This is a genomic window from Romboutsia sp. Marseille-P6047, from assembly GCF_900604535.1.
GTDB lineage: Bacteria > Bacillota > Clostridia > Peptostreptococcales > Peptostreptococcaceae > Romboutsia_E.
The window spans coordinates 1-18,661 of the sequence record NZ_UWOT01000013.1 but is presented as its reverse complement, the minus strand read 5'-3'; the positions used below and the strand labels follow the sequence as shown (position 1 = coordinate 18,661).

General features: G+C 30.0%; 22 protein-coding genes and 1 rRNA gene. 21 read left to right on the top strand and 2 right to left on the bottom strand.

From position 1 onward, the window contains the following. Window positions 1–2 precede the first annotated feature (2 nt). The 19 genes from EIH23_RS12360 (at window position 3) to EIH23_RS12270 (ending at window position 15,320) form a co-directional block, all read left to right on the top strand. Complete coding sequence (locus EIH23_RS12360) at window positions 3–392, top strand: ATP synthase subunit I (RefSeq protein WP_122640601.1); 390 nt, start codon at window positions 3–5, stop codon at window positions 390–392. Window position 393: 1 nt separating this feature from the next. Continuing rightward, complete coding sequence (atpB, locus tag EIH23_RS12355; RefSeq protein ID WP_122640599.1) at window positions 394–1,095, top strand: F0F1 ATP synthase subunit A; 702 nt, start codon at window positions 394–396, stop codon at window positions 1,093–1,095. A 94-nt stretch (window positions 1,096–1,189) separates the two neighbouring features. After that, a complete protein-coding gene (gene atpE / locus EIH23_RS12350) occupies window positions 1,190–1,435 on the top strand; it encodes an ATP synthase F0 subunit C (protein ID WP_122640707.1) in 246 nt (81 codons plus the stop codon). 103 nt (window positions 1,436–1,538) lie between these two features. Then, window positions 1,539–2,039 carry a F0F1 ATP synthase subunit B gene (atpF, locus tag EIH23_RS12345; RefSeq protein WP_122640597.1) on the top strand — a complete coding sequence of 167 codons (501 nt, stop codon included), beginning with the start codon at window positions 1,539–1,541 and terminating at the stop codon, window positions 2,037–2,039. Then, window positions 2,036–2,578 carry a F0F1 ATP synthase subunit delta gene (locus EIH23_RS12340; RefSeq protein WP_122640595.1) on the top strand — a complete coding sequence of 181 codons (543 nt, stop codon included), beginning with the start codon at window positions 2,036–2,038 and terminating at the stop codon, window positions 2,576–2,578. The genes atpF and EIH23_RS12340 overlap by 4 nt, the downstream gene beginning before the upstream one ends. A gap of 15 nt (window positions 2,579–2,593) precedes the next feature. Next, the gene (gene atpA, locus EIH23_RS12335; RefSeq protein WP_122640593.1) at window positions 2,594–4,096 is read left to right on the top strand and encodes a F0F1 ATP synthase subunit alpha; all 1,503 of its coding nucleotides are present in this window, start codon (window positions 2,594–2,596) and stop codon (window positions 4,094–4,096) included. A gap of 26 nt (window positions 4,097–4,122) precedes the next feature. Further along, window positions 4,123–4,986 (top strand): ATP synthase F1 subunit gamma, encoded by an 864-nt coding sequence (gene atpG / locus EIH23_RS12330; protein ID WP_122640592.1) that lies wholly within the window; start codon window positions 4,123–4,125, stop codon window positions 4,984–4,986. A 12-nt stretch (window positions 4,987–4,998) separates the two neighbouring features. Next, window positions 4,999–6,393 (top strand): F0F1 ATP synthase subunit beta, encoded by a 1,395-nt coding sequence (gene atpD, locus EIH23_RS12325; RefSeq protein ID WP_122640590.1) that lies wholly within the window; start codon window positions 4,999–5,001, stop codon window positions 6,391–6,393. 2 nt (window positions 6,394–6,395) lie between these two features. Next, window positions 6,396–6,656: an ATP synthase F1 subunit epsilon gene (gene atpC / locus EIH23_RS12320; protein WP_122640589.1), complete on the top strand. Its 261-nt coding sequence runs from the start codon at window positions 6,396–6,398 to the stop codon at window positions 6,654–6,656. Window positions 6,657–6,922: 266 nt separating this feature from the next. After that, window positions 6,923–7,303 carry a holo-ACP synthase gene (gene acpS, locus EIH23_RS12315; protein WP_122640588.1) on the top strand — a complete coding sequence of 127 codons (381 nt, stop codon included), beginning with the start codon at window positions 6,923–6,925 and terminating at the stop codon, window positions 7,301–7,303. A gap of 4 nt (window positions 7,304–7,307) precedes the next feature. After that, a complete protein-coding gene (locus EIH23_RS12310; RefSeq protein WP_122640587.1) occupies window positions 7,308–7,769 on the top strand; it encodes a CBS domain-containing protein in 462 nt (153 codons plus the stop codon). Between the two features lie 20 nt (window positions 7,770–7,789). Beyond that, window positions 7,790–8,389 carry a germination lipoprotein GerS gene (gene gerS, locus EIH23_RS12305; protein ID WP_122640585.1) on the top strand — a complete coding sequence of 200 codons (600 nt, stop codon included), beginning with the start codon at window positions 7,790–7,792 and terminating at the stop codon, window positions 8,387–8,389. Between the two features lie 12 nt (window positions 8,390–8,401). Next, complete coding sequence (alr, locus tag EIH23_RS12300; protein ID WP_122640584.1) at window positions 8,402–9,562, top strand: alanine racemase; 1,161 nt, start codon at window positions 8,402–8,404, stop codon at window positions 9,560–9,562. A gap of 30 nt (window positions 9,563–9,592) precedes the next feature. Further along, entirely contained in the window at window positions 9,593–9,874 is a 282-nt protein-coding gene (locus tag EIH23_RS12295) for a ribbon-helix-helix protein, CopG family (protein WP_122640583.1), read from the top strand. Beyond that, on the top strand, window positions 9,867–10,232 hold the full coding sequence (locus EIH23_RS12290) for a type II toxin-antitoxin system PemK/MazF family toxin (protein ID WP_122640582.1): 366 nt from the start codon (window positions 9,867–9,869) through the stop codon (window positions 10,230–10,232). Before EIH23_RS12295 ends, EIH23_RS12290 begins: the two co-directional genes overlap by 8 nt. 195 nt (window positions 10,233–10,427) lie before the next feature. Further along, entirely contained in the window at window positions 10,428–11,255 is an 828-nt protein-coding gene (locus EIH23_RS12285) for a transketolase (RefSeq protein WP_122640581.1), read from the top strand. Beyond that, entirely contained in the window at window positions 11,248–12,177 is a 930-nt protein-coding gene (locus tag EIH23_RS12280) for a transketolase family protein (RefSeq protein WP_122640580.1), read from the top strand. The genes EIH23_RS12285 and EIH23_RS12280 overlap by 8 nt, the downstream gene beginning before the upstream one ends. A 119-nt stretch (window positions 12,178–12,296) precedes the next feature. Continuing rightward, entirely contained in the window at window positions 12,297–12,725 is a 429-nt protein-coding gene (locus EIH23_RS12275; protein WP_122640579.1) for a hypothetical protein, read from the top strand. A gap of 150 nt (window positions 12,726–12,875) precedes the next feature. Beyond that, window positions 12,876–15,320: an ATP-binding protein gene (locus tag EIH23_RS12270; RefSeq protein ID WP_122640578.1), complete on the top strand. Its 2,445-nt coding sequence runs from the start codon at window positions 12,876–12,878 to the stop codon at window positions 15,318–15,320. A gap of 59 nt (window positions 15,321–15,379) precedes the next feature. Here EIH23_RS12270 and EIH23_RS12265 read toward each other — a convergent pair whose 3' ends face one another. Beyond that, complete coding sequence (locus EIH23_RS12265) at window positions 15,380–15,952, bottom strand: 5-formyltetrahydrofolate cyclo-ligase (protein WP_122640577.1); 573 nt, start codon at window positions 15,950–15,952, stop codon at window positions 15,380–15,382. Between the two features lie 172 nt (window positions 15,953–16,124). Between EIH23_RS12265 and EIH23_RS12260 the strand changes: the two genes are divergently transcribed. After that, a complete protein-coding gene (locus EIH23_RS12260; RefSeq protein ID WP_122640576.1) occupies window positions 16,125–17,276 on the top strand; it encodes a S41 family peptidase in 1,152 nt (383 codons plus the stop codon). A gap of 453 nt (window positions 17,277–17,729) precedes the next feature. Here the strand turns inward: EIH23_RS12260 and EIH23_RS12255 are convergent, their stop codons facing one another. Next, window positions 17,730–17,921 carry a hypothetical protein gene (locus EIH23_RS12255; RefSeq protein WP_122640575.1) on the bottom strand — a complete coding sequence of 64 codons (192 nt, stop codon included), beginning with the start codon at window positions 17,919–17,921 and terminating at the stop codon, window positions 17,730–17,732. Window positions 17,922–18,314: 393 nt separating this feature from the next. On the opposite strand from EIH23_RS12255, the gene EIH23_RS12250 reads away from it, so the two are divergent. Then, window positions 18,315–18,661 (top strand): 16S ribosomal RNA (locus tag EIH23_RS12250); the annotation flags it as partial.

Here is an 18,661-nt window from a genome sequence, read left to right as displayed (position 1 = left end):
ATTTGGATATTAGGTTACAAGAAGAAATAAAAAACATAAATAAAGGAGTTATTATATATGATGTTGTAATAACTATAGGGTTAATACTGACGTCTATGCTTAATGGTAGTATGATGCTTGGTTTGATACTAGGTACTATAGTGGCATTGATGAACTTTACAATGTTAGCAAAAACTATTGAAAAGTCAGTTGAGATGTCTCCTAATGGTGCTAAACTTTATGCATCAAGTCAGTATTTTGTGAGAATGATTATAATAGCAATAGTGCTATTTGTAACAGTAAAGTCTCAAAAATTACATTTAATAGGTGTTCTGTTAGGTCTAATAGGACCAAAGATAGTAATCTTATCAAGGAATATACTATTTAATAAATTAAAAAGAAAGGAGTTATAGGATGAATTATGCAAGATGGATAGAGTTTGGTAACTTCAGAATAAGTACTACAGTTACAACTAGTTGGTTAATAATAGTATTATTAGCTATAACATCATATTTTTTAACTAGAAATCTTAAAAAAGTTCCAACTAGTAAAGTACAAATATTTCTAGAGTATGCCGTTACAACTCTTTTAAACTTAGTAAAGTCTACTATGGGTGAAGAAGCAGTTAGAAAGATGCCTAATATGGTTCCTTACATAGGAAGTTTGTTTATATTTTTTGTATGTTCGAATCTAATAGGTTTGCTAGGATTTAGATCACCTACAACTGATTTAGACACAACAATAGCATTTTCATTAATAACAGTATTTCTAATTTACTATAGTGGAGTTAAGGCAAAAGGAATAGCATATTTCAAGGGATTAGCTGAGCCGGTTGCTATAATGTTACCTATGAACATTGTCAGTGAAATAGCAAGACCTATTTCATTATCATTCCGTCCATTCGGTAATATATTAGGTGGGGCAGTTATAATGTCTCTTGTATATCAATTCTTAGGATTTTTATCAGGTTTAATACCTGGTATAACAATATCAGTGTTCCAATTTGCTATACCAGTTCCACTACATCTGTACTTTGATTTATTCTCAGGTGTATTACAAGCATTCATATTTGTAATGTTAACTATGGTATTTGTTGGAAATGCAGCAGAAGCTTAATTAACAACAATAAAGTTTTATTAAAAAGTTTTATTTAAAAATAAAAAATAATAAAGGATAATTTTAGGAGGTATTTATAATGCAAGATTATACAATGGCACAAGCAATAATAGCAGCAGGGTGTGCAGTAGGTGCAGGTTTAGCTGCTATAGCAGGGATAGGACCAGGGATAGGACAAGGATTCGCAGCTGGTAAAGGTACTGAAGCAGTAGGAAATCAACCAGAAGCAAAAGGTGACATAATGTCTACAATGCTTTTAGGATGTGCGGTAGCAGAGTCTACAGGTATATATGGGCTAGTTATAGCTATAATTCTTATATTTGCTAATCCATGGTTATAAGGTAAATCTTCAAGCAGAAGATATGATTTTACATTTTTAATTAGGAGATGGTTAACCATCTCCTAATTAAAAATTCTGATTAGCAGAAAGGAGGAATTGAAAAATGGCAGATAAGGACTTGATAGGAATAACGAGTGACCTTGTATTTCAACTTATAAATACAGGTTTAGTATTCATCTTATTAAGAAAACTATTATTTAAGCCTGTATTAGGAATAATTGAGGCGAGAGAAAAAGATATACAAGATAATTTAGCAAAAGGTGAATTAGCTAAAAATCAAGGTATAGCTTTAAAAACAGAGTACGAAGAAAAAGTAAGTCGTGCCAAAGATGAAGGTCAAGAAATAATAAGACAAGCAACTTTAAGAGCAGAGCAAAAGTCTACAGAAATAATATATGAAGCTAAATCTGAAGCGACTAGCATAAAAGAGAAGGCTACTAAGGATATTGAACAAGAAAGACAAAAAGTTATGAATGAAATTAAAGATGATATCTCTAACATAGCTTTACTTGCTGCATCTAAAGTTATTGAAAAAGATATAGATAAAAATAAGCATGAAGAGTTAATCAATGATTTTATAAAAGAGGTGGGCGAATCTAAATGATAAATGTAATAGCAAGTAGATATGCTGAAGCCTTATTTCAAGTAGGAGAAGAAGAAAAATTAACAGATAAGCTTTATACAGAATTAAGCGAAATTGTGAATTTATTTGAAAGTAACTCTGAATTATTTTCAATTTTAAAATCTCCTGTAATTTCAAAGAATGAAAAGATAAGTATTATTGAAAATATATTTGAAAATAAAATAAATATCAATGTTAAAAACTTTTTAAAGATACTTGTAGAAAAAAATAGAATTTCATTTGTAAAAGATATAGCTTCTTCGTATAAAGAGCTATTAAATGAAAAGAATAACGTGTTAGAGGGAGTTGCAATAACTGCAATTCAAATGAGTAAAGAAGAAATTAAAAAGCTAGAAGAAAAGCTTTCTCAAAAATATAATAAAAATGTTACTTTAGAGAATCAAGTTGATAAATCTATTTTAGGTGGAGTCTTAGTAAGACTTGGAAATGAAGAAATAGATGGAACTGTAAAAACTCGTTTAAATAAAGTTAAAGAACAACTATCTCAAGTAATATCTTAGGAGGGCGGTGAACCCATGAACTTAAGACCCGAAGAAATAAGTTCTATAATAAAGCAACAAATAAAAAATTATGAAAATAAAATTGAATTAACAGATACAGGTAGCGTATTAAAAGTAGGAGATGGTATCGCAACTGTATATGGATTAGATAAAGTTATGTCAAGTGAACTTTTAGAGTTCCCAGGTCAAGTATATGGTATGGCTCTTAACCTTGAAGAAGGTGTAGTTGGTGCCGTTATATTTGGTGATGATACAGGAATAAAAGAAGGTGACATAGTTAAGAGAACTGGAAAAATAGTTGAAGTTCCAGTTGGTGAAGCTATGATAGGTAGAGTTGTAAGTCCATTAGGATTACCTATAGATGGTAAAGGACCTATAAACACTAATAAAACTAGACCTGTTGAATCTCCAGCTCCTGGTATAATGGAAAGAAAATCAGTTTGTGAACCATTACAAACTGGTATAAAAGCTATAGACTCAATGATACCAATAGGTAGAGGTCAAAGAGAGCTTGTAATAGGAGATAGACAAACAGGTAAAACTTCTATACTTATAGATACAATATTAAATCAAAAAGGTAAAGATGTTATATGTATATACGTAGCAATAGGACAAAAACGTTCTACAGTTGCTCAATTAGTTTCTACTCTTGAAAAAGGTGGAGCTATGGATTATACAATAGTAGTTTCAGCTACAGCATCTGAATCTGCACCACTTCAATACTTAGCACCTTATGCAGGAGCTGCAATGGGTGAAGAGTTCATGTTCAATGGAAAACATGTACTTATAGTATATGATGACTTAAGTAAGCAAGCAGTTGCATATAGAGAAATGTCATTATTACTTAGAAGACCACCAGGTCGTGAAGCTTATCCAGGGGATGTATTCTACTTACATTCAAGACTACTTGAAAGAGCAGCTAAGCTTTCTGATGATTTAGGTGGAGGATCTATGACTGCTTTACCAGTTATAGAAACTCAAGCAGGAGACGTTTCTGCATATATACCAACTAACGTTATATCTATAACAGATGGACAAATATACTTACAACCTGAATTATTCTACTCAGGAATAAGACCAGCAGTTGACCCTGGTATATCTGTTTCAAGGGTTGGTGGTAGTGCACAAATAAAAGCAATGAAAAAAGTTGCAGGTACATTAAAACTTGCATACTCTCAATATAGAGAACTTGCAGCATTCTCTCAATTTGGTTCTGACTTAGATGAAGATACTAAAAAGAGACTTGCTCAAGGTGAAAGAATCGTTGAAGTTCTAAAACAAGGAGAACATGATCCGATAAAGGTTGAACATCAAGTTATGATAATATTTGCTGTTATAAATAACTTCTTAGAAGATATACCAGTAAATAATATATCTAGATTTGAAAAAGAACTATATTCTTTCGTAGATAATAACTACCCAGATGTTTCTACAAAGATATTAGCTGGAGAAGATTTCTCTTCTGACTTAACAAACGCTATAAATCAATTTAAGAAAAAGTTTGTAGTTGAAGCGTAATCCTTTTTTAAAAGGAGGTAATTTAATTGGCAGGAGCAGGTATTAAAGAAATCAAGACTCGTATGATTAGTGTTGGAAGTACTAAGCAAATAACTAAGGCGATGGAACTTGTTGCATCGTCTAAGTTAAGAAAAGCTAAGGAAAGAGCTGAAAGTTCAAGACCGTACTTTACAACATTATATAATACTGTAAAAGATATATCTCAAGGTAGTAGAGGTATAAAAAGTGACTTTTTAAAACAAAGAGACGTTAAAAATAGATGTTATATAGTTGTTGCAGGAGATAGAGGATTAGCTGGAGGATACAATTCAAATGTATTAAAGGCTACAGTTGCTCATATGGATGGCAAACAAGAAAAAGTTATTTCTATAGGAAAAAAATCACATGAATTCTTTGAAAAAAGAGGATATGATTTAGTTTCATCAGTAGGAAGTGTTGAACATTGTGAATATGAAGACGCTTTAAAAATATCAAATAATGTAATGGAATTATATCAAAAAGGAGAAATTGATGAAGTATATATGTCTTATACAGAATTTGTATCTCCTTTAGTTCAAAATGTAAAGATAGTAAAATTACTGCCATTAGTATTTGATAATGAAACAAATGACAAAGAAAAAACTGTAAGAAAAGGTAGTGTACAGTATTTGCCATCAGCAGAAGCTGTTTTAGGCTATATAATACCTAAGTATATCTCTGGAACGATATATGGTGGAGTTATAGAATCTTTTGCATCTGAAAATGGTGCTAGAAGAACGGCAATGGAATCAGCTACAGACAATGCAGATGAAATGCTATCTGATTTAGAGTTGAAATACAACAGAGCGAGACAATCAGCAGTAACTCAAGAAATAACAGAGATAGTAGGTGGAGTTGAAGCTCTAAAATAAGGAGGTTAGGAAATGGCAAATGTAGGTAAAATAGTATCAATCGTAGGGGTTGTACTTGATGTTAAGTTTGATAGTGAAAATAGCCTACCTAACTTATTAAACGCGTTAGTTATAAAGTTAGGAGATAAAGAAATAGTTGCAGAAGTTGCACAACATATAGGTGATGATACAGTTAGATGTATTGCCATGAGTGCTACAGATGGATTAGTAAGAGGTATGGAAGCTGTAGATACAGGAAAACCTATAAGTGTTCCTGTTGGAGATGCTACTTTAGGAAGAATATTCAATGTTTTAGGTCAACCAGTTGATAATAAACCGGCACCAAAAGATGCACCGGAGCTTCCTATACATAGACAAGCGCCAAGCTTTGATGAAATAGAAAGTAGTGCAGAAATACTTGAAACAGGTATAAAAGTTGTTGACTTATTATGCCCATACTTAAAAGGTGGTAAAATAGGTCTGTTCGGAGGAGCTGGAGTTGGTAAAACAGTTCTTATACAAGAGCTTATCAACAATATAGCTAAGCAACACGGTGGTATATCAGTATTCGCAGGTGTTGGAGAAAGAACAAGAGAAGGTAATGACCTTTACCATGAAATGGCTGACTCTGGGGTTATAAATAAAACAGCTCTAGTATTCGGACAAATGAATGAGCCACCAGGAGCAAGAATGAGGGTTGCACTTAGTGGTCTTACAATGGCTGAACACTTTAGAGATGAGCAAGGTCAAGATGTTTTATTATTCGTAGATAATATATTCCGTTTCACACAAGCAGGTTCAGAAGTTTCAGCACTTCTTGGACGTATGCCATCAGCAGTTGGATATCAACCAACACTTGCTACAGAAATGGGTAACTTACAAGAAAGAATAACATCAACTAAGAAGGGGTCTATAACATCTGTTCAAGCAGTTTATGTACCAGCGGATGACTTAACTGACCCAGCACCAGCTACAACATTCACACACTTAGATGCTAAGACAGTTTTATCAAGACAAATAGCATCACTTGGTATATATCCAGCAGTTGATCCATTAGAGTCTACTTCAAGAGTTCTTGATCCAGGTATAGTAGGTAAAGATCATTATGAAGTTGCAAGAGGAGTACAATCAATACTTCAAAGATACAATGAACTTCAAGATATAATAGCGATACTTGGTATGGATGAATTATCTGATGAAGATAAGGTAATAGTTGCTCGTGCTAGAAAGATACAAAGATTCCTTTCTCAATCATTTACGGTTGCAGAGCAATTTACAGGTATACCAGGTACTTATGTACCAGTAAAAGAAACTGTTAGAGGTTTCAAGGAGATACTTGAAGGTAAGCATGATAATTTACCAGAATCAGCATTCTTATTCGTAGGAACTATAGAAGAGGCTGTTGCAAAGGCGAAGGAGAGTAGATAACTATGGCAAGTGAATTTTCACTAGAAGTTGTAACTCCTGAGAAAATATTCTATCATGATAATGTAGAAATGGTTATAACAAGAACTACACAAGGTGATAGAGGGATATTAAAAAATCATAGACCATTTGTAGCAGGATTAGTTGAAGGTACTCTTCGTGTTAAGAAGAATGGAAATTTTAAAGAAGCTAAAATATCAGGTGGATTTATTACAGTAGATAAAGAAAAAACTACTATATTAACTGAATCGGCCGAGTGGTTATAATATAAAGCTACTACTGACATGAGAATTATTACATCCCAGTAAGTTAAATTCTCATAATCAGTAGTAGTTTTTTGTTTTTATAAAAGTATATAATCTTGAACCACACTAATAATAAAACTTATATACTGTGGTTCTTTTTATTTATAAATAAAACAAATATAATTTATCGTATAATGAATGAACGGATTTAAATTTTTAATATAAGTATTTGTATATAATAATATAATCGTAATACAATAATATTAAGATGAGGTTTGGAGGACATTATGAACATATTAGGTATTGGTGTGGATATAGTTGAAATAGATAGAATTAAAGAAGCTATCGATAAGAATGATAAATTCTTAGATAGATTATTTACAGATAAAGAAATAGAGTATTTCAAAAGTAAAAATTTAAAGATGGAAACTATTGCTGGCAATTTTTCAGCTAAGGAAGCAGTAAGTAAATCTATAGGTACTGGAATTAGAAATTTTAAATTTAAAGATATTGAAATAGTTAGAGATTCTTTAGGAAAACCTATAGTAAAAACATATAATAATTTACAGCAGATTTGCATAGATTATAATGTTTTAGAAATAAAAGTATCAATATCTCATAGTGAAAAATATGCAGTGGCAAATGCTATTGTTATAGCTAAGGAGTGATAAGATGAATAATAAAAAAGCAAAAGATATTATGACAACTGATGTAATTGTTGCAAAAAAGGGTGATACTATATCTAAAGTGGCAAATATACTTATATCGGGTAAAATTGGAGGAATGCCAGTAGTTGATGATGATAACAAAGTAATCGGTGTTATTTCTGAGACAGATATAATTAAAAAAGAGAAAAAGGCACACTCTACTCCTTTTATAAACGTATTAGAAGGTATCATCTTTTTAGATAATTTTAATAAGATGGAAAAAGATTTAAAGGAAATTTCAGCATATAAAGTAGAAGATTTAATGTCTACTAATATAATAACTGTAAATGAGGATGATACTTTCGATAATATAGCAAATCTAATGATAAATAAATCTATCAATAGAGTGCCTGTAGTTGATAAAGAAAATAAATTAAAAGGAATAATTTGCAGATACGATATAATAAGAGCCATGTATAATGAATAAACTTTAATAGGAGTGATTTTGTGAGACGCAAATGGATGACATTAATTTTATTAACAGGTTGTGTACTTATAAGTTGCATAGGTTGCCAAGATAAAGAGTATACAAAGGAAGAAATCTATGAGAAGTTTCAAGAGCAAGTTTTAAAGATAGAATCTTATACATGTACAGCTGAACTTAAAGTTGTAGGAAACAAAGGTGAGAGTAGTTATACTATAAAGGAAAGTTATAATAAACCAGATAATTATAGGTTAGAAATAATATCTCCTAAAAATTTGAAAGGCCAAACTATAGAATATAACGATAAAAAAATTACTATTAAAAATGTAGATGTTAATGATTCTATAGATTTTCCAAACAAAAGTAAAAATATGCAATATTTATTTATAGGTGATTTTATAAAAAGTTATTTACAATCTGAAAATAATGAAGAGTTAGCTATTAATATGTCAAATGAGTATTTAGAGTTAGAAAGTAAAATAAAAGGAGACGATAAATACTTTAATAAACAAAAACTTTATATAAATTTAAAGGATAAAAACCCTGATAAAATGGAAATTATAGACAAAGAAGGAAATATTAGATTTACAGTTGAGTATAAAAATTTCGAATATAAAAAATAAGGGGACGAAGGTATGAGTAAACAAACTATTGCCCCTACATGGGCGGAGATAAATCTAGATAACATAAAATTTAACTTAAATAATATAAAAAAAATATTAAATGAAGATACTAAAATTTGTGGAGTAGTTAAAGCTAATGCATATGGTCATGGTGCAGTGGAAGTTGCAAAATTATTACAAAGAGAGAAGGTAGATTACTTAGCGGTTGCTAGATTAGAAGAAGGTATAGAGCTTAGACAAAATGATATAAAGCTACCTATACTTTGCTTAGGATATATTCCAGAAGAGTGTATAGATTTTGCTTTAAAAAATAAAATCTATATGACTGTGTATTCCTTAGATATGGCTAAAAAAATAAATGAGATAGCTAAAAGTATGGATATACAAGCGAACATTCATATAAAGATAGATACGGGTATGTCGCGTATAGGATTTAAACCTGATGAAATATCTATTAGTGAAATCGAATCTATTAGTAAGATGAGGTATATAAGAATAGAAGGAATATATACTCACTTTGCAAAAGCTGATGAAGAAGATAAAGAGTATACTTATCTTCAAGCAAAAAGATATAACTATATTGTAAATGAGCTTGATAAAAGGAATGTAAATATACCTATAAAACATACTTCTAATAGTGCCGCTATAATGGAGTTGCTTGATTTAGAATTTAATATGGTTAGATGTGGAATAATACTATATGGACATTACCCATCTGATGAAGTTAATAAAAAAAATATAGAACTTAAACCATCTATGAAGTTAAAATCTAGAATTGCATATTTGAAAGAAGTGGATTCTGGAGTTGGAATAAGTTACGGATGGAAATATAAAACCAATGGAAAAGAAAAAATAGCAACTATACCTATTGGATATGCCGACGGGTTTACTAGAATACAAAGAAATCCTAAGGTATATATAAAAAATATTGCTTTTGATGTAGTAGGAAGAATATGTATGGATCAATGTATGGTAAAAATAGATAAAGATATAGACATAAAAATTGGTGATGAGGTTATAATATTTGGAGAAGGCGATGCAACGGTAGAAGCAATTGCGAAAGATATAGATACCATAAATTATGAGATTCTATGTATGATATCAAGGCGTATTGAACGTGTATATATGGAAAGAAATGCAATTTTACATTCAACCAGTTATTTGGTAAAATAAAAGGGATAGGATACTCTGGGAGGCGATTTTGTGCATAATAAGAGCAAGGAAAAAATTGTGTTTACTTTACCTGACTCTCTTATATCTGAAGTAGATCATATTGTTCAGATGGAAAATAGTAATAGAGAAGATTTTGCAAAAGCTGCTTTTCAATTCTATATAACTCAAAAGAAAAAAATTGACTTAAAAGAGTGTATGATTAAGGGTTATAAAGAAATGGGTCAAATAAACTTATCATTAGCTGAACTAGGTATGACGAATGAAGTATCTTCTGATGTCGATTCTGAAGGGAATATAGCTAAAGTTGAGTAATTCAAACTTAGAAATAAAAAGAGGAGACTTGTATTATGCAGATTTAAGCCCAGTTGTAGGTTCAGAACAAGGCGGAGTGAGGCCGGTTTTGATAATACAAAATGATATAGGGAATAAATATAGCCCGACAGTTATTATAGCTGCAATTACATCTCAAATCAATAAAGCTAAATTACCGACTCATATAGAGATAAGTGCCAATGAATATGGGCTTAACAAGGACTCTGTAATTCTCTTAGAACAAATAAGAACTATTGATAAAAAGAGAATAAGAGAAAAAATAGGTTGTCTAGATAATAACGTAATGTTAAAAGTAGATAATGGTCTTCAAATAAGTTTAGGGCTATTTAATATTTAAAATTATTGATATTAGTTTAAATATCAATAATTTTTTTTATTTATATGAGATAATTAGTTTTTTAGCACCAAGTAAAAAATAAATTTATTATATAAACATAGATTTTATTTTAAAAATAGAGTAAAAAATTGGTGAGAAGTGGTATAATAATATGAGATTGGTATAAAAATGTTTACAAACCAGGGAGGTAATTACATGAGAGACCATAAAGGATTAAATGAAATTACGCGTAGAATAAGAACAGATATAGTCTCTATGATACACGGAGCAAAATCAGGACATCCAGGAGGATCTTTATCAGCAGTTGAAATATTGACTGCACTTTACTTTGATGAAATGAATATAGATTCAACGAATCCAAAGATGGAAGATAGAGATAGATTTGTTTTATCTAAAGGACACGCTGCTCCAGTTTTATATGCAACTTTAGCTCAAAAAGGATATTTTGATAGAGAAGAGTTAAAGGGTTTAAGAAAAACAGGAAGAATGTTACAAGGACATCCAGATATGAAGGGAACTCCAGGTATTGAAATGTCAACAGGATCATTAGGTCAAGGATTCTCAGTAGCATGTGGAATGGCTATGGCATCTAAATTAGACAATGCTCCATGGAGAGTATATGCATTACTTGGAGATGGGGAGTGTCAAGAAGGGATAATTTGGGAAGCTGCAATGAGTGCTGCTCATTATAAATTAGATAATATGGTAGCCTTTTTAGATTATAATGGACTTCAAATAGATGGAAACACTGATAATGTAATGAGTCTAGGATCTATAGTAGACAAGTTCAAAGCTTTTGGATGGAATGTTATAGAAATAGATGGACACGATTTTGATCAAATATTTGCTGCACTTGATATGGCTAAATCAACTGTAGGTCAACCGACTATGATAGTTGCTAAAACTATAAAAGGAAAAGGTGTATCATTTATGGAGAACCAAGCTGGATGGCATGGAAATGCTCCTAGTGATGAACATTTAAGAATTGCTTTAGAGGAATTAGGAGGTGCTTTCCATGAGTAAGATTGCTACTAGAGATGCATATGGAAAAACATTATTAAAGTTAGGGGAAATATATGATAATGTTGTTGTTTTAGATGCGGATTTATCTAAATCAACAAAGACAAATGATTTTTCTAAAACATTCCCAAATAGATTTTTCAACATGGGGATAGCAGAGCAAAATTTAATAGGAGCAGCTTGTGGTTTAGCTACAGCTGGAAAAATTCCTTTTGCAAGTACATTTGCAATGTTTGCTACAGGTAGAGCATTTGAAGTTATAAGAAACTCAGTATGCTATCCTAAATTAAACGTGAAAATATGTGCTACTCATGCTGGTATAACAGTAGGAGAAGATGGAGCATCTCATGAAAGTATAGAAGATATAGCTATAATGAGAGCAATACCTAATATGACTGTAGTTGTTCCTGCTGATGGAATAGAAACAGAGAAGGTTATATTAGAAGCGGCTAAGTTTAATGGACCAATGTATGTTCGTCTTGGAAGAAGTGCAGTTCCAACTTTATTCAATGAGGATTATAAGTTTGAAATAGGAAAAGGAACAGTTCTTAGAGAAGGAAATGATGCTACAATAATAGCTTGCGGTATTATGGTTAATGAAGCGATATTAGCTCATGAAGAGCTAAAGTCTGAAGGTATAAATGTTAGAGTAATAAATATGTCTACAATTAAACCTATAGATAAAGAATTGATAATATCAGCAGCTAAAGAAACTAAGGCGATAATAACTGCTGAAGAACATAGTATAATGGGTGGATTAGGGTCTGCAGTAAGTGAGGTAGTATCTGAAGAATATCCAGTTAAGGTAAAAAGAGTTGGGGTTAAAGATGTATTTGGAGAGTCTGGAACACCATCTGAATTATTAAAGAAATATGGATTAACATCAAAAGATATAGTAGAATCAGTAAAGGATTCTTTAAAATAATAAAAAAGACTTTGTATATAAAATTATATGCAAAGTCTTTTTTATTGTAAATTTATTATAATAATAATCTTCTAATGCTTGGATTACTTTCATATATTAAAATATATGGGGGTGATATTGTGAATATAAAGTTTAACATGAAGGGTGTAATTATAGGGGTAGTATTATTATTTTTAGTTATTGGAGGCTTTTTAGTTTTACCTAAAATGTTCATGGAAGATTCTACACCAGTAGACTATACTATGCTACAAAGGGATGCTATTCCAGAAAAAATATTAAATATAATGGATAAATATACAAATGAAGAAAGAGCTTTAGCGGTAAAATTGGACAATAAAATATATGTTATAGTAACTAGAGCACAAGGGAAAGAAGAGGGAATACAGATAGATAAAATAAGTATAGTTAAAGAAGAAGATAAAAATATAATGAAGGTTAGTGCAACTTATAAAGACAAGATGAAATCATATCCTTTTGTTATAGCTGAGACGAACTTAACTGACTTGCCAGATAGAATAGAATTAAACTCTCTTGAAGAAGAAAAGTAAATATTACTTACATAGTTTATGAATTAAATAATATGGAATATTAATAAGCGATTGTTTTTAGTGAAAATTATATGAAAACAATCGCTTATTTTGGTTATTTAATAAGAAGTAGGGAAAAATATATTTCAAATATAACTTTGAGGTGAACATATGATAAATATAGATAAATATAAAGTAGATATAGATAAATTAAAGTATAAATGTTGCTTAGATGATATGGATTTTAACACGACAGAAGATGTACAACCAATAGGTGGTATTATAGGACAAGAAAGAGCTGTTAGTTCTATCGAATTTGGACTAAAAATGAAACATAAGGGATATAACATATATATAGCAGGAGATAGTGGAATAGGAAGAACGAGTTATGCAAAATCTTTAATAAAAAAAAATGTTAAACTTAATGACAATCTTAAAGATTGGATATATGTAAATAATTTTAAAAATGCGAATGAACCAGTAGCATTATCTTTTAAAGCTGGTATAGGAAGAGAATTTAAGAATGATGTGGATGATATTATTGATAAATTAAAAGTTGAGATACCTAAAATATTTGATTCTAAAGAATATGAAAGCCATAATAGGCTTCTAATGACAGAGCTTGAAAATAATATACATAATATAGTTGAAGAATTAAATGAATTTGCAAAACCGAGAGGATTTAAATTTCAAATAACAGAAAGAGGTTTAATGAGTATTCCTACTAAAGAAGATGGGAGTGTTTTAGATGAATCTGAACTAGGAAACCTTACAGCATCACAAGTACGAGATTTAAGAGAGCGAGGATTAAAATTAAATCAGGATAGTAAAGAATATATAGATAAAATAAAGTTATCTGAAGATATGTATAAAAATAAATGTAATGAACTAGATAGAAATGTTGGGAGAAGCTTAGTTGGATTTTATGGTCAATATTTGTTAGAAAAATATGGAGATGATGAAAAGGTAAGTAATTATATAAATGCTTTATGTAATGATATTGTAAATAATATATCTAAATTTAAAAAGGAGTCTGAAGATGAAAAGAAAAATGCTATGGCTTTATTTGGCATAGTATCAAGTAAAAAGGATGAGAAATTTTTAAATAAGTATAAGGTTAATTTATTTATAGATAATAGTGAGTGTAAAGATTGTAAAATTATAGTAGAAAGTAATCCGACTTATTATAATTTAACTGGTTCTATAGAGTATAAAAATGAAATGGGATCACTAACTACCAGCTTTATGGAGATAAAACCAGGAGCATTACATAAAGCTAATGGTGGATTTTTAATAATAAATGCAAGAGATTTATTATCTAATGCTTTTTCTTGGGAGTGCTTAAAGAGAACACTTAAAACAGGAAAGATAACTATAGAATCTTTAAATAAACAGTATGGATATTTAGTTACATCAACATTGAAACCAGAACCTATAGATTTAGACTTAAAAGTAATATTGATTGGAAATTATTATTACTATAGTATGCTTTATTCATATGAGGATGATTTTAGAAATTTATTTAAAATAATGGCCGATTTTGATGTTGAAATATATAAAAATAAAGAAAATATTTATAAGACTATTCAACTTATATCAAATATATGCAAGGAATCAAATTTAAAACATTTTGATAAATCAGCTGTAGAGAGATTGATAGAATATAGTACAAGGATAAGTGATGATAAAGAAAAACTAAGTGCTAGGTTTAATAAAATAATAGATATGATATATGAATCAGATGCCGTTACAGATGATGATAAACCATATGTAACAAGAGATGATGTAGATAAAGCTATAAATCAAAGAAGATATAGAAACAATAAATATGAAGAAAAATTAAATGAGATGTTTAAAGAAGGAACATTATTAATTGACTTAGAAGGTGAAAAGATTGGTCAGATAAATGGACTTGCAGTAATGGGTACTGGAGAATATTCATTTGGAAAACCTTCTAAAATAACAGCTTCTACATATAGAGGTAGAAGAGGTATTATAAATATAGAGAGAGAAATAAAGAAAAGCGGAAGTATACATGATAAAGGTGTATTAATTTTAAGTGGTTATTTAGGTGCTAGATATGGAAAAGAAAGACCGTTATCAATATCAACATCTATAACATTTGAACAAAACTATAACGGAATAGATGGAGATAGTGCATCTAGTACAGAACTCTATTCTGTAATATCGAGTATAGCAAATATACCAATAAAACAGTATATAGCCGTAACTGGATCAGTTAGTCAAAAAGGTGAGATACAGCCTATAGGTGGGGTTAATGAAAAAATAGAAGGTTTTTTTGATGTTTGTAAAATAAAAGGTCTTACAGGAAAACAAGGGGTAATAATACCTATACAAAATGTAAGAAATTTAGTATTAAAAGATGAAGTAGTAGAAGCTGTAAAAGAAGGTGTATTTAATATATATGCTATTTCAAGTATTGATGAAGGGTTAGAAATACTTACAAATAAAAATAAAGAAGAAATAGATTTAGAAGTTAATAAAGTTTTGGATAAGTATAGAAAATTAGATAAGGAAGAAGAGAATAATAAGGAACGTAAGTATCTAAAAAGTGAAAAAGATAATATAAAACGAGATAAAGTAAATGGTATTTAGTTATTTAGTAAAGCTGTAGTTATATATATCGCTACAGCTTTACTATTTTTAAGTATAAATTAGTTATAAGCTGTTATTATCTTAGATTCTGTTACTATAAAATCTAGTTGAGCATCATGTGGCTCTCTGGGTATTTCATCAAAAATCTGCATATCAAATGCAATACCTATTGTTTTTGCATCTGGTCTTAAATTTTCTAAAAATCTATCATAAAATCCACCTCCATATCCGAGTCTATAACAGTTTTTATCATAAGCAACAGCTGGGACTATAACAATATCTAAGTTTTTAATATCTATAGTAGGGGAATATTCTGGTTTAGGTTCTCTTATATTATAAGCACCAAATTTAATTCCATTTTTTAAATCTGTAATTTGAGCAGGAATTAATTTTCGTTCTTCTTTTAATGTTATAGGAGAAGCTACTGTTTTTCTTAAAGTTATTAACTTATTGATTAAGTCATCTGTTTGTACTTCGTTATTAAAGTCTAAGTAAAGCATAATAGTCTTAGCTTCCTTTATACATTCCATTTGCAATACTTTTTCTGTTATAATTGATGAGTTTTTTGAAATGAATTCTTTTGTTTGATTTTTTCTATCTAATATAACCTTTTTTCGAAAATCTTTTTTCATTAAAATCTACCCCTTTATATTATGGTATAATGTGGATATACAAATTAATATTGTATGCCTACATAAATTCTAGTATATAGATATGGTGTGGGCAACATAATTGATAAATGGGTAATAAAATGGATAGCTAGTCATATAATAAATAGTAGATTATTTAAAGGAGATGCGTTGAATGATATCTAAAAAAAAGGCCATTATAGGTTCTATTGTACTAGTTGTGGTTACGGCTATACTTACATCTACGGTTCAGTTGGCATTAGGAAATAAGGTTGTAATATCTAAAGATTTATATGAAAGTTACAAAAAGTACAATAAGTTGATTGGATTGCAACAAATAGTAGGAGAAGACTTTTATCAAGAAGTTTCAGAAGATGATTTAGTACAAGGTGCTATAAAGGGTATGTTTTCAGGTTTAGACGATATATACTCTCAATATTATACGAAAGAGGAATTCGAACAATTAAAAGAGCAGACAAGTGGGTCATTTGTTGGAATAGGTGTTTACATAAGTGCTACATCTGATGATGATTACATAACAATAATAGCTCCTATTGAAGGTTCTCCGGCAGAAAAGGGTGGAATTAAGTCAGGAGATAAAATTATAAAGGTTGATGACCAAAATGTATATGCTAATGAGTCCGATAAAGCTATTAGTATGATAAAAGGGAAAGCTGGAACTAATGTTAAATTGACTGTGAAAAGAGGAGAAGAAGAGTTCGAATTAACAATTAAAAGAGAAGAAATAGTTTCTAAGAGTGTTGAAAGTAAAGTGTTAGATGATAATATGGGATATTTAAAGATAACATCATTTAATGAAAATACTTATGATGAATTTAAAGAAGATTTAGAATCATTAAAAGAAAAAAATATAAAAGGATTAGTTCTTGATCTTAGAAACAACCCAGGAGGATTATTAGACATATGTGCTGATATAGCAGATGATCTAATTGGAGAAGGAACAATAGTATATACAAAAGATAATAAAGATGATAAAGAATATTTGAAATCTGATAAAAATAAACTAGGTTTACCAATAGCTGTATTGGTTAATGGAGGAAGTGCATCTGCATCAGAGATACTTACAGCAGCAATAGTTGATAATAATGAAGGTATAGCTATAGGAACTACTACATTTGGTAAAGGATTAGTTCAAAGTGTTAGAGAACTAAAAGATGGAACAGGATATAAGTTAACAACAGCTCAATATTTTACTCCAAATGGAGATTATATAAATGGAAAAGGAATTGAGCCTAAAATAGTAGAAGAAGATGAAAGAAAACAATTAGATGTAGCAGTGGAGTGGATAAAACAACAACTTAAGTAAAAGTGAGAATGGCATAATTTATTTATATAGATTATGCCATTTTTTCATAAGAATTTTATAAATTATGTATAAACTTATAATCTATGATAATAATTTTTATTAGAGGTAAAAATATATATAAAATAAATTAAAATTTAATTTTAAAAAAAAGTATATATGAAATATTTTATGCTATTTTGATAAGTAATAATAGAATAGTGAATATATTTAACAAAATTTGTATTAAATTTAGAAGGAAAAGCAGAAAATATATAGAATTATTATTTAGATTAAAATTAAGTAAGTAATATTAATGGGATGTGAGTTTATGAAAGAAAACATAGGTAAGGTTATCGATTTTGTAGAGTATAAAAATAAAAAATCAAATTCTGAGATTAATAGAGTAGAACTTTTGAAACTTATAAAGCAAATTGTAATGACAAAATAGAGAGCACTTAGCTCTCTATTTTATTTTTAAGACATTCTAAGGCCACCAATATAGCTTTTAAATTCAGAAAAATCTTGATCATCATCTAATTCAATTACTTCAGAACTCTCTGTATCAAAGTTTTTTAAATAGACGGTATGATTATTTTGGGCACAGTCGTAGTATATACATCTATATCCGTCTTCGTATAAATCTTTAATATGATTGAATTTGGCCATATTATTCATCTCCTTAAAATACTTATATATATTTTTACAAAATATATCTTTAAGTATTCAAATTTTTATTATTTAACATAGAAAATAAAAAAAGGTATTGACCAATAAAGGATATGATGGTAAAGTATTACTTGTCCAAGAGATAGGGACGAAAAATAAAACGAAAGAAAATGTTGACAAGATTGAAATAACTTGTTAAGATAAGTAAGTCGAAACAATGAACTTTGAAAATTAAACAGTAGGTTAATTTATATAACTAATTCTTATTTAAGAATTAAACACAAACAACCAAGCCAGATATTCAGATAATGATTAGCTGAGCGATGGACAACTTTTGAACATCGGGATATTCTCGTAGAGAATAGACGATGGCGAAATGAACGAAAGTGAATTTTATTTGAGAGTTTGATCCTGGCTCAGGATGAACGCTGGCGGCGTGCCTAACACATGCAAGTCGAGCGAACTTCTTCGGAAGTGAGCGGCGGACGGGTGAGTAACGCGTGGGTAACCTGCCCTATACACACGGATAACGTACCGAAAGGTACGCTAATACGAGATAACATATTTTTATCGCATGGTAGAAATATCAAAGCTCCGGCGGTATAGGATGGATCCGCGTCTGATTAGCTAGTTGGTAAGGTAACGGCTTACCAAGGCGACGATCAGTAGCCGACCTGAGAGGGTGATCGGCCACATTGGAACTGAGACACGGTCCAAACTCCTACGGGAGGCAGCAGTGG

Coding starts and splice junctions, on each gene's coding strand:
- atpB (WP_122640599.1), top strand. CDS start 394: ATGAATTATGCAAGATGGATAGAGTTTGGTAACTTCAGAATAAGTACT.
- atpE (WP_122640707.1), top strand. CDS start 1,190: ATGGCACAAGCAATAATAGCAGCAGGGTGTGCAGTAGGTGCAGGTTTA.
- atpF (WP_122640597.1), top strand. CDS start 1,539: ATGGCAGATAAGGACTTGATAGGAATAACGAGTGACCTTGTATTTCAA.
- EIH23_RS12340 (WP_122640595.1), top strand. CDS start 2,036: ATGATAAATGTAATAGCAAGTAGATATGCTGAAGCCTTATTTCAAGTA.
- atpA (WP_122640593.1), top strand. CDS start 2,594: ATGAACTTAAGACCCGAAGAAATAAGTTCTATAATAAAGCAACAAATA.
- atpD (WP_122640590.1), top strand. CDS start 4,999: ATGGCAAATGTAGGTAAAATAGTATCAATCGTAGGGGTTGTACTTGAT.
- atpC (WP_122640589.1), top strand. CDS start 6,396: ATGGCAAGTGAATTTTCACTAGAAGTTGTAACTCCTGAGAAAATATTC.
- acpS (WP_122640588.1), top strand. CDS start 6,923: ATGAACATATTAGGTATTGGTGTGGATATAGTTGAAATAGATAGAATT.
- EIH23_RS12310 (WP_122640587.1), top strand. CDS start 7,308: ATGAATAATAAAAAAGCAAAAGATATTATGACAACTGATGTAATTGTT.
- alr (WP_122640584.1), top strand. CDS start 8,402: ATGAGTAAACAAACTATTGCCCCTACATGGGCGGAGATAAATCTAGAT.
- EIH23_RS12285 (WP_122640581.1), top strand. CDS start 10,428: ATGAGAGACCATAAAGGATTAAATGAAATTACGCGTAGAATAAGAACA.
- EIH23_RS12280 (WP_122640580.1), top strand. CDS start 11,248: ATGAGTAAGATTGCTACTAGAGATGCATATGGAAAAACATTATTAAAG.
- EIH23_RS12270 (WP_122640578.1), top strand. CDS start 12,876: ATGATAAATATAGATAAATATAAAGTAGATATAGATAAATTAAAGTAT.
- EIH23_RS12265 (WP_122640577.1), bottom strand. CDS start 15,952: ATGAAAAAAGATTTTCGAAAAAAGGTTATATTAGATAGAAAAAATCAA.
- EIH23_RS12260 (WP_122640576.1), top strand. CDS start 16,125: ATGATATCTAAAAAAAAGGCCATTATAGGTTCTATTGTACTAGTTGTG.
- EIH23_RS12255 (WP_122640575.1), bottom strand. CDS start 17,921: ATGGCCAAATTCAATCATATTAAAGATTTATACGAAGACGGATATAGA.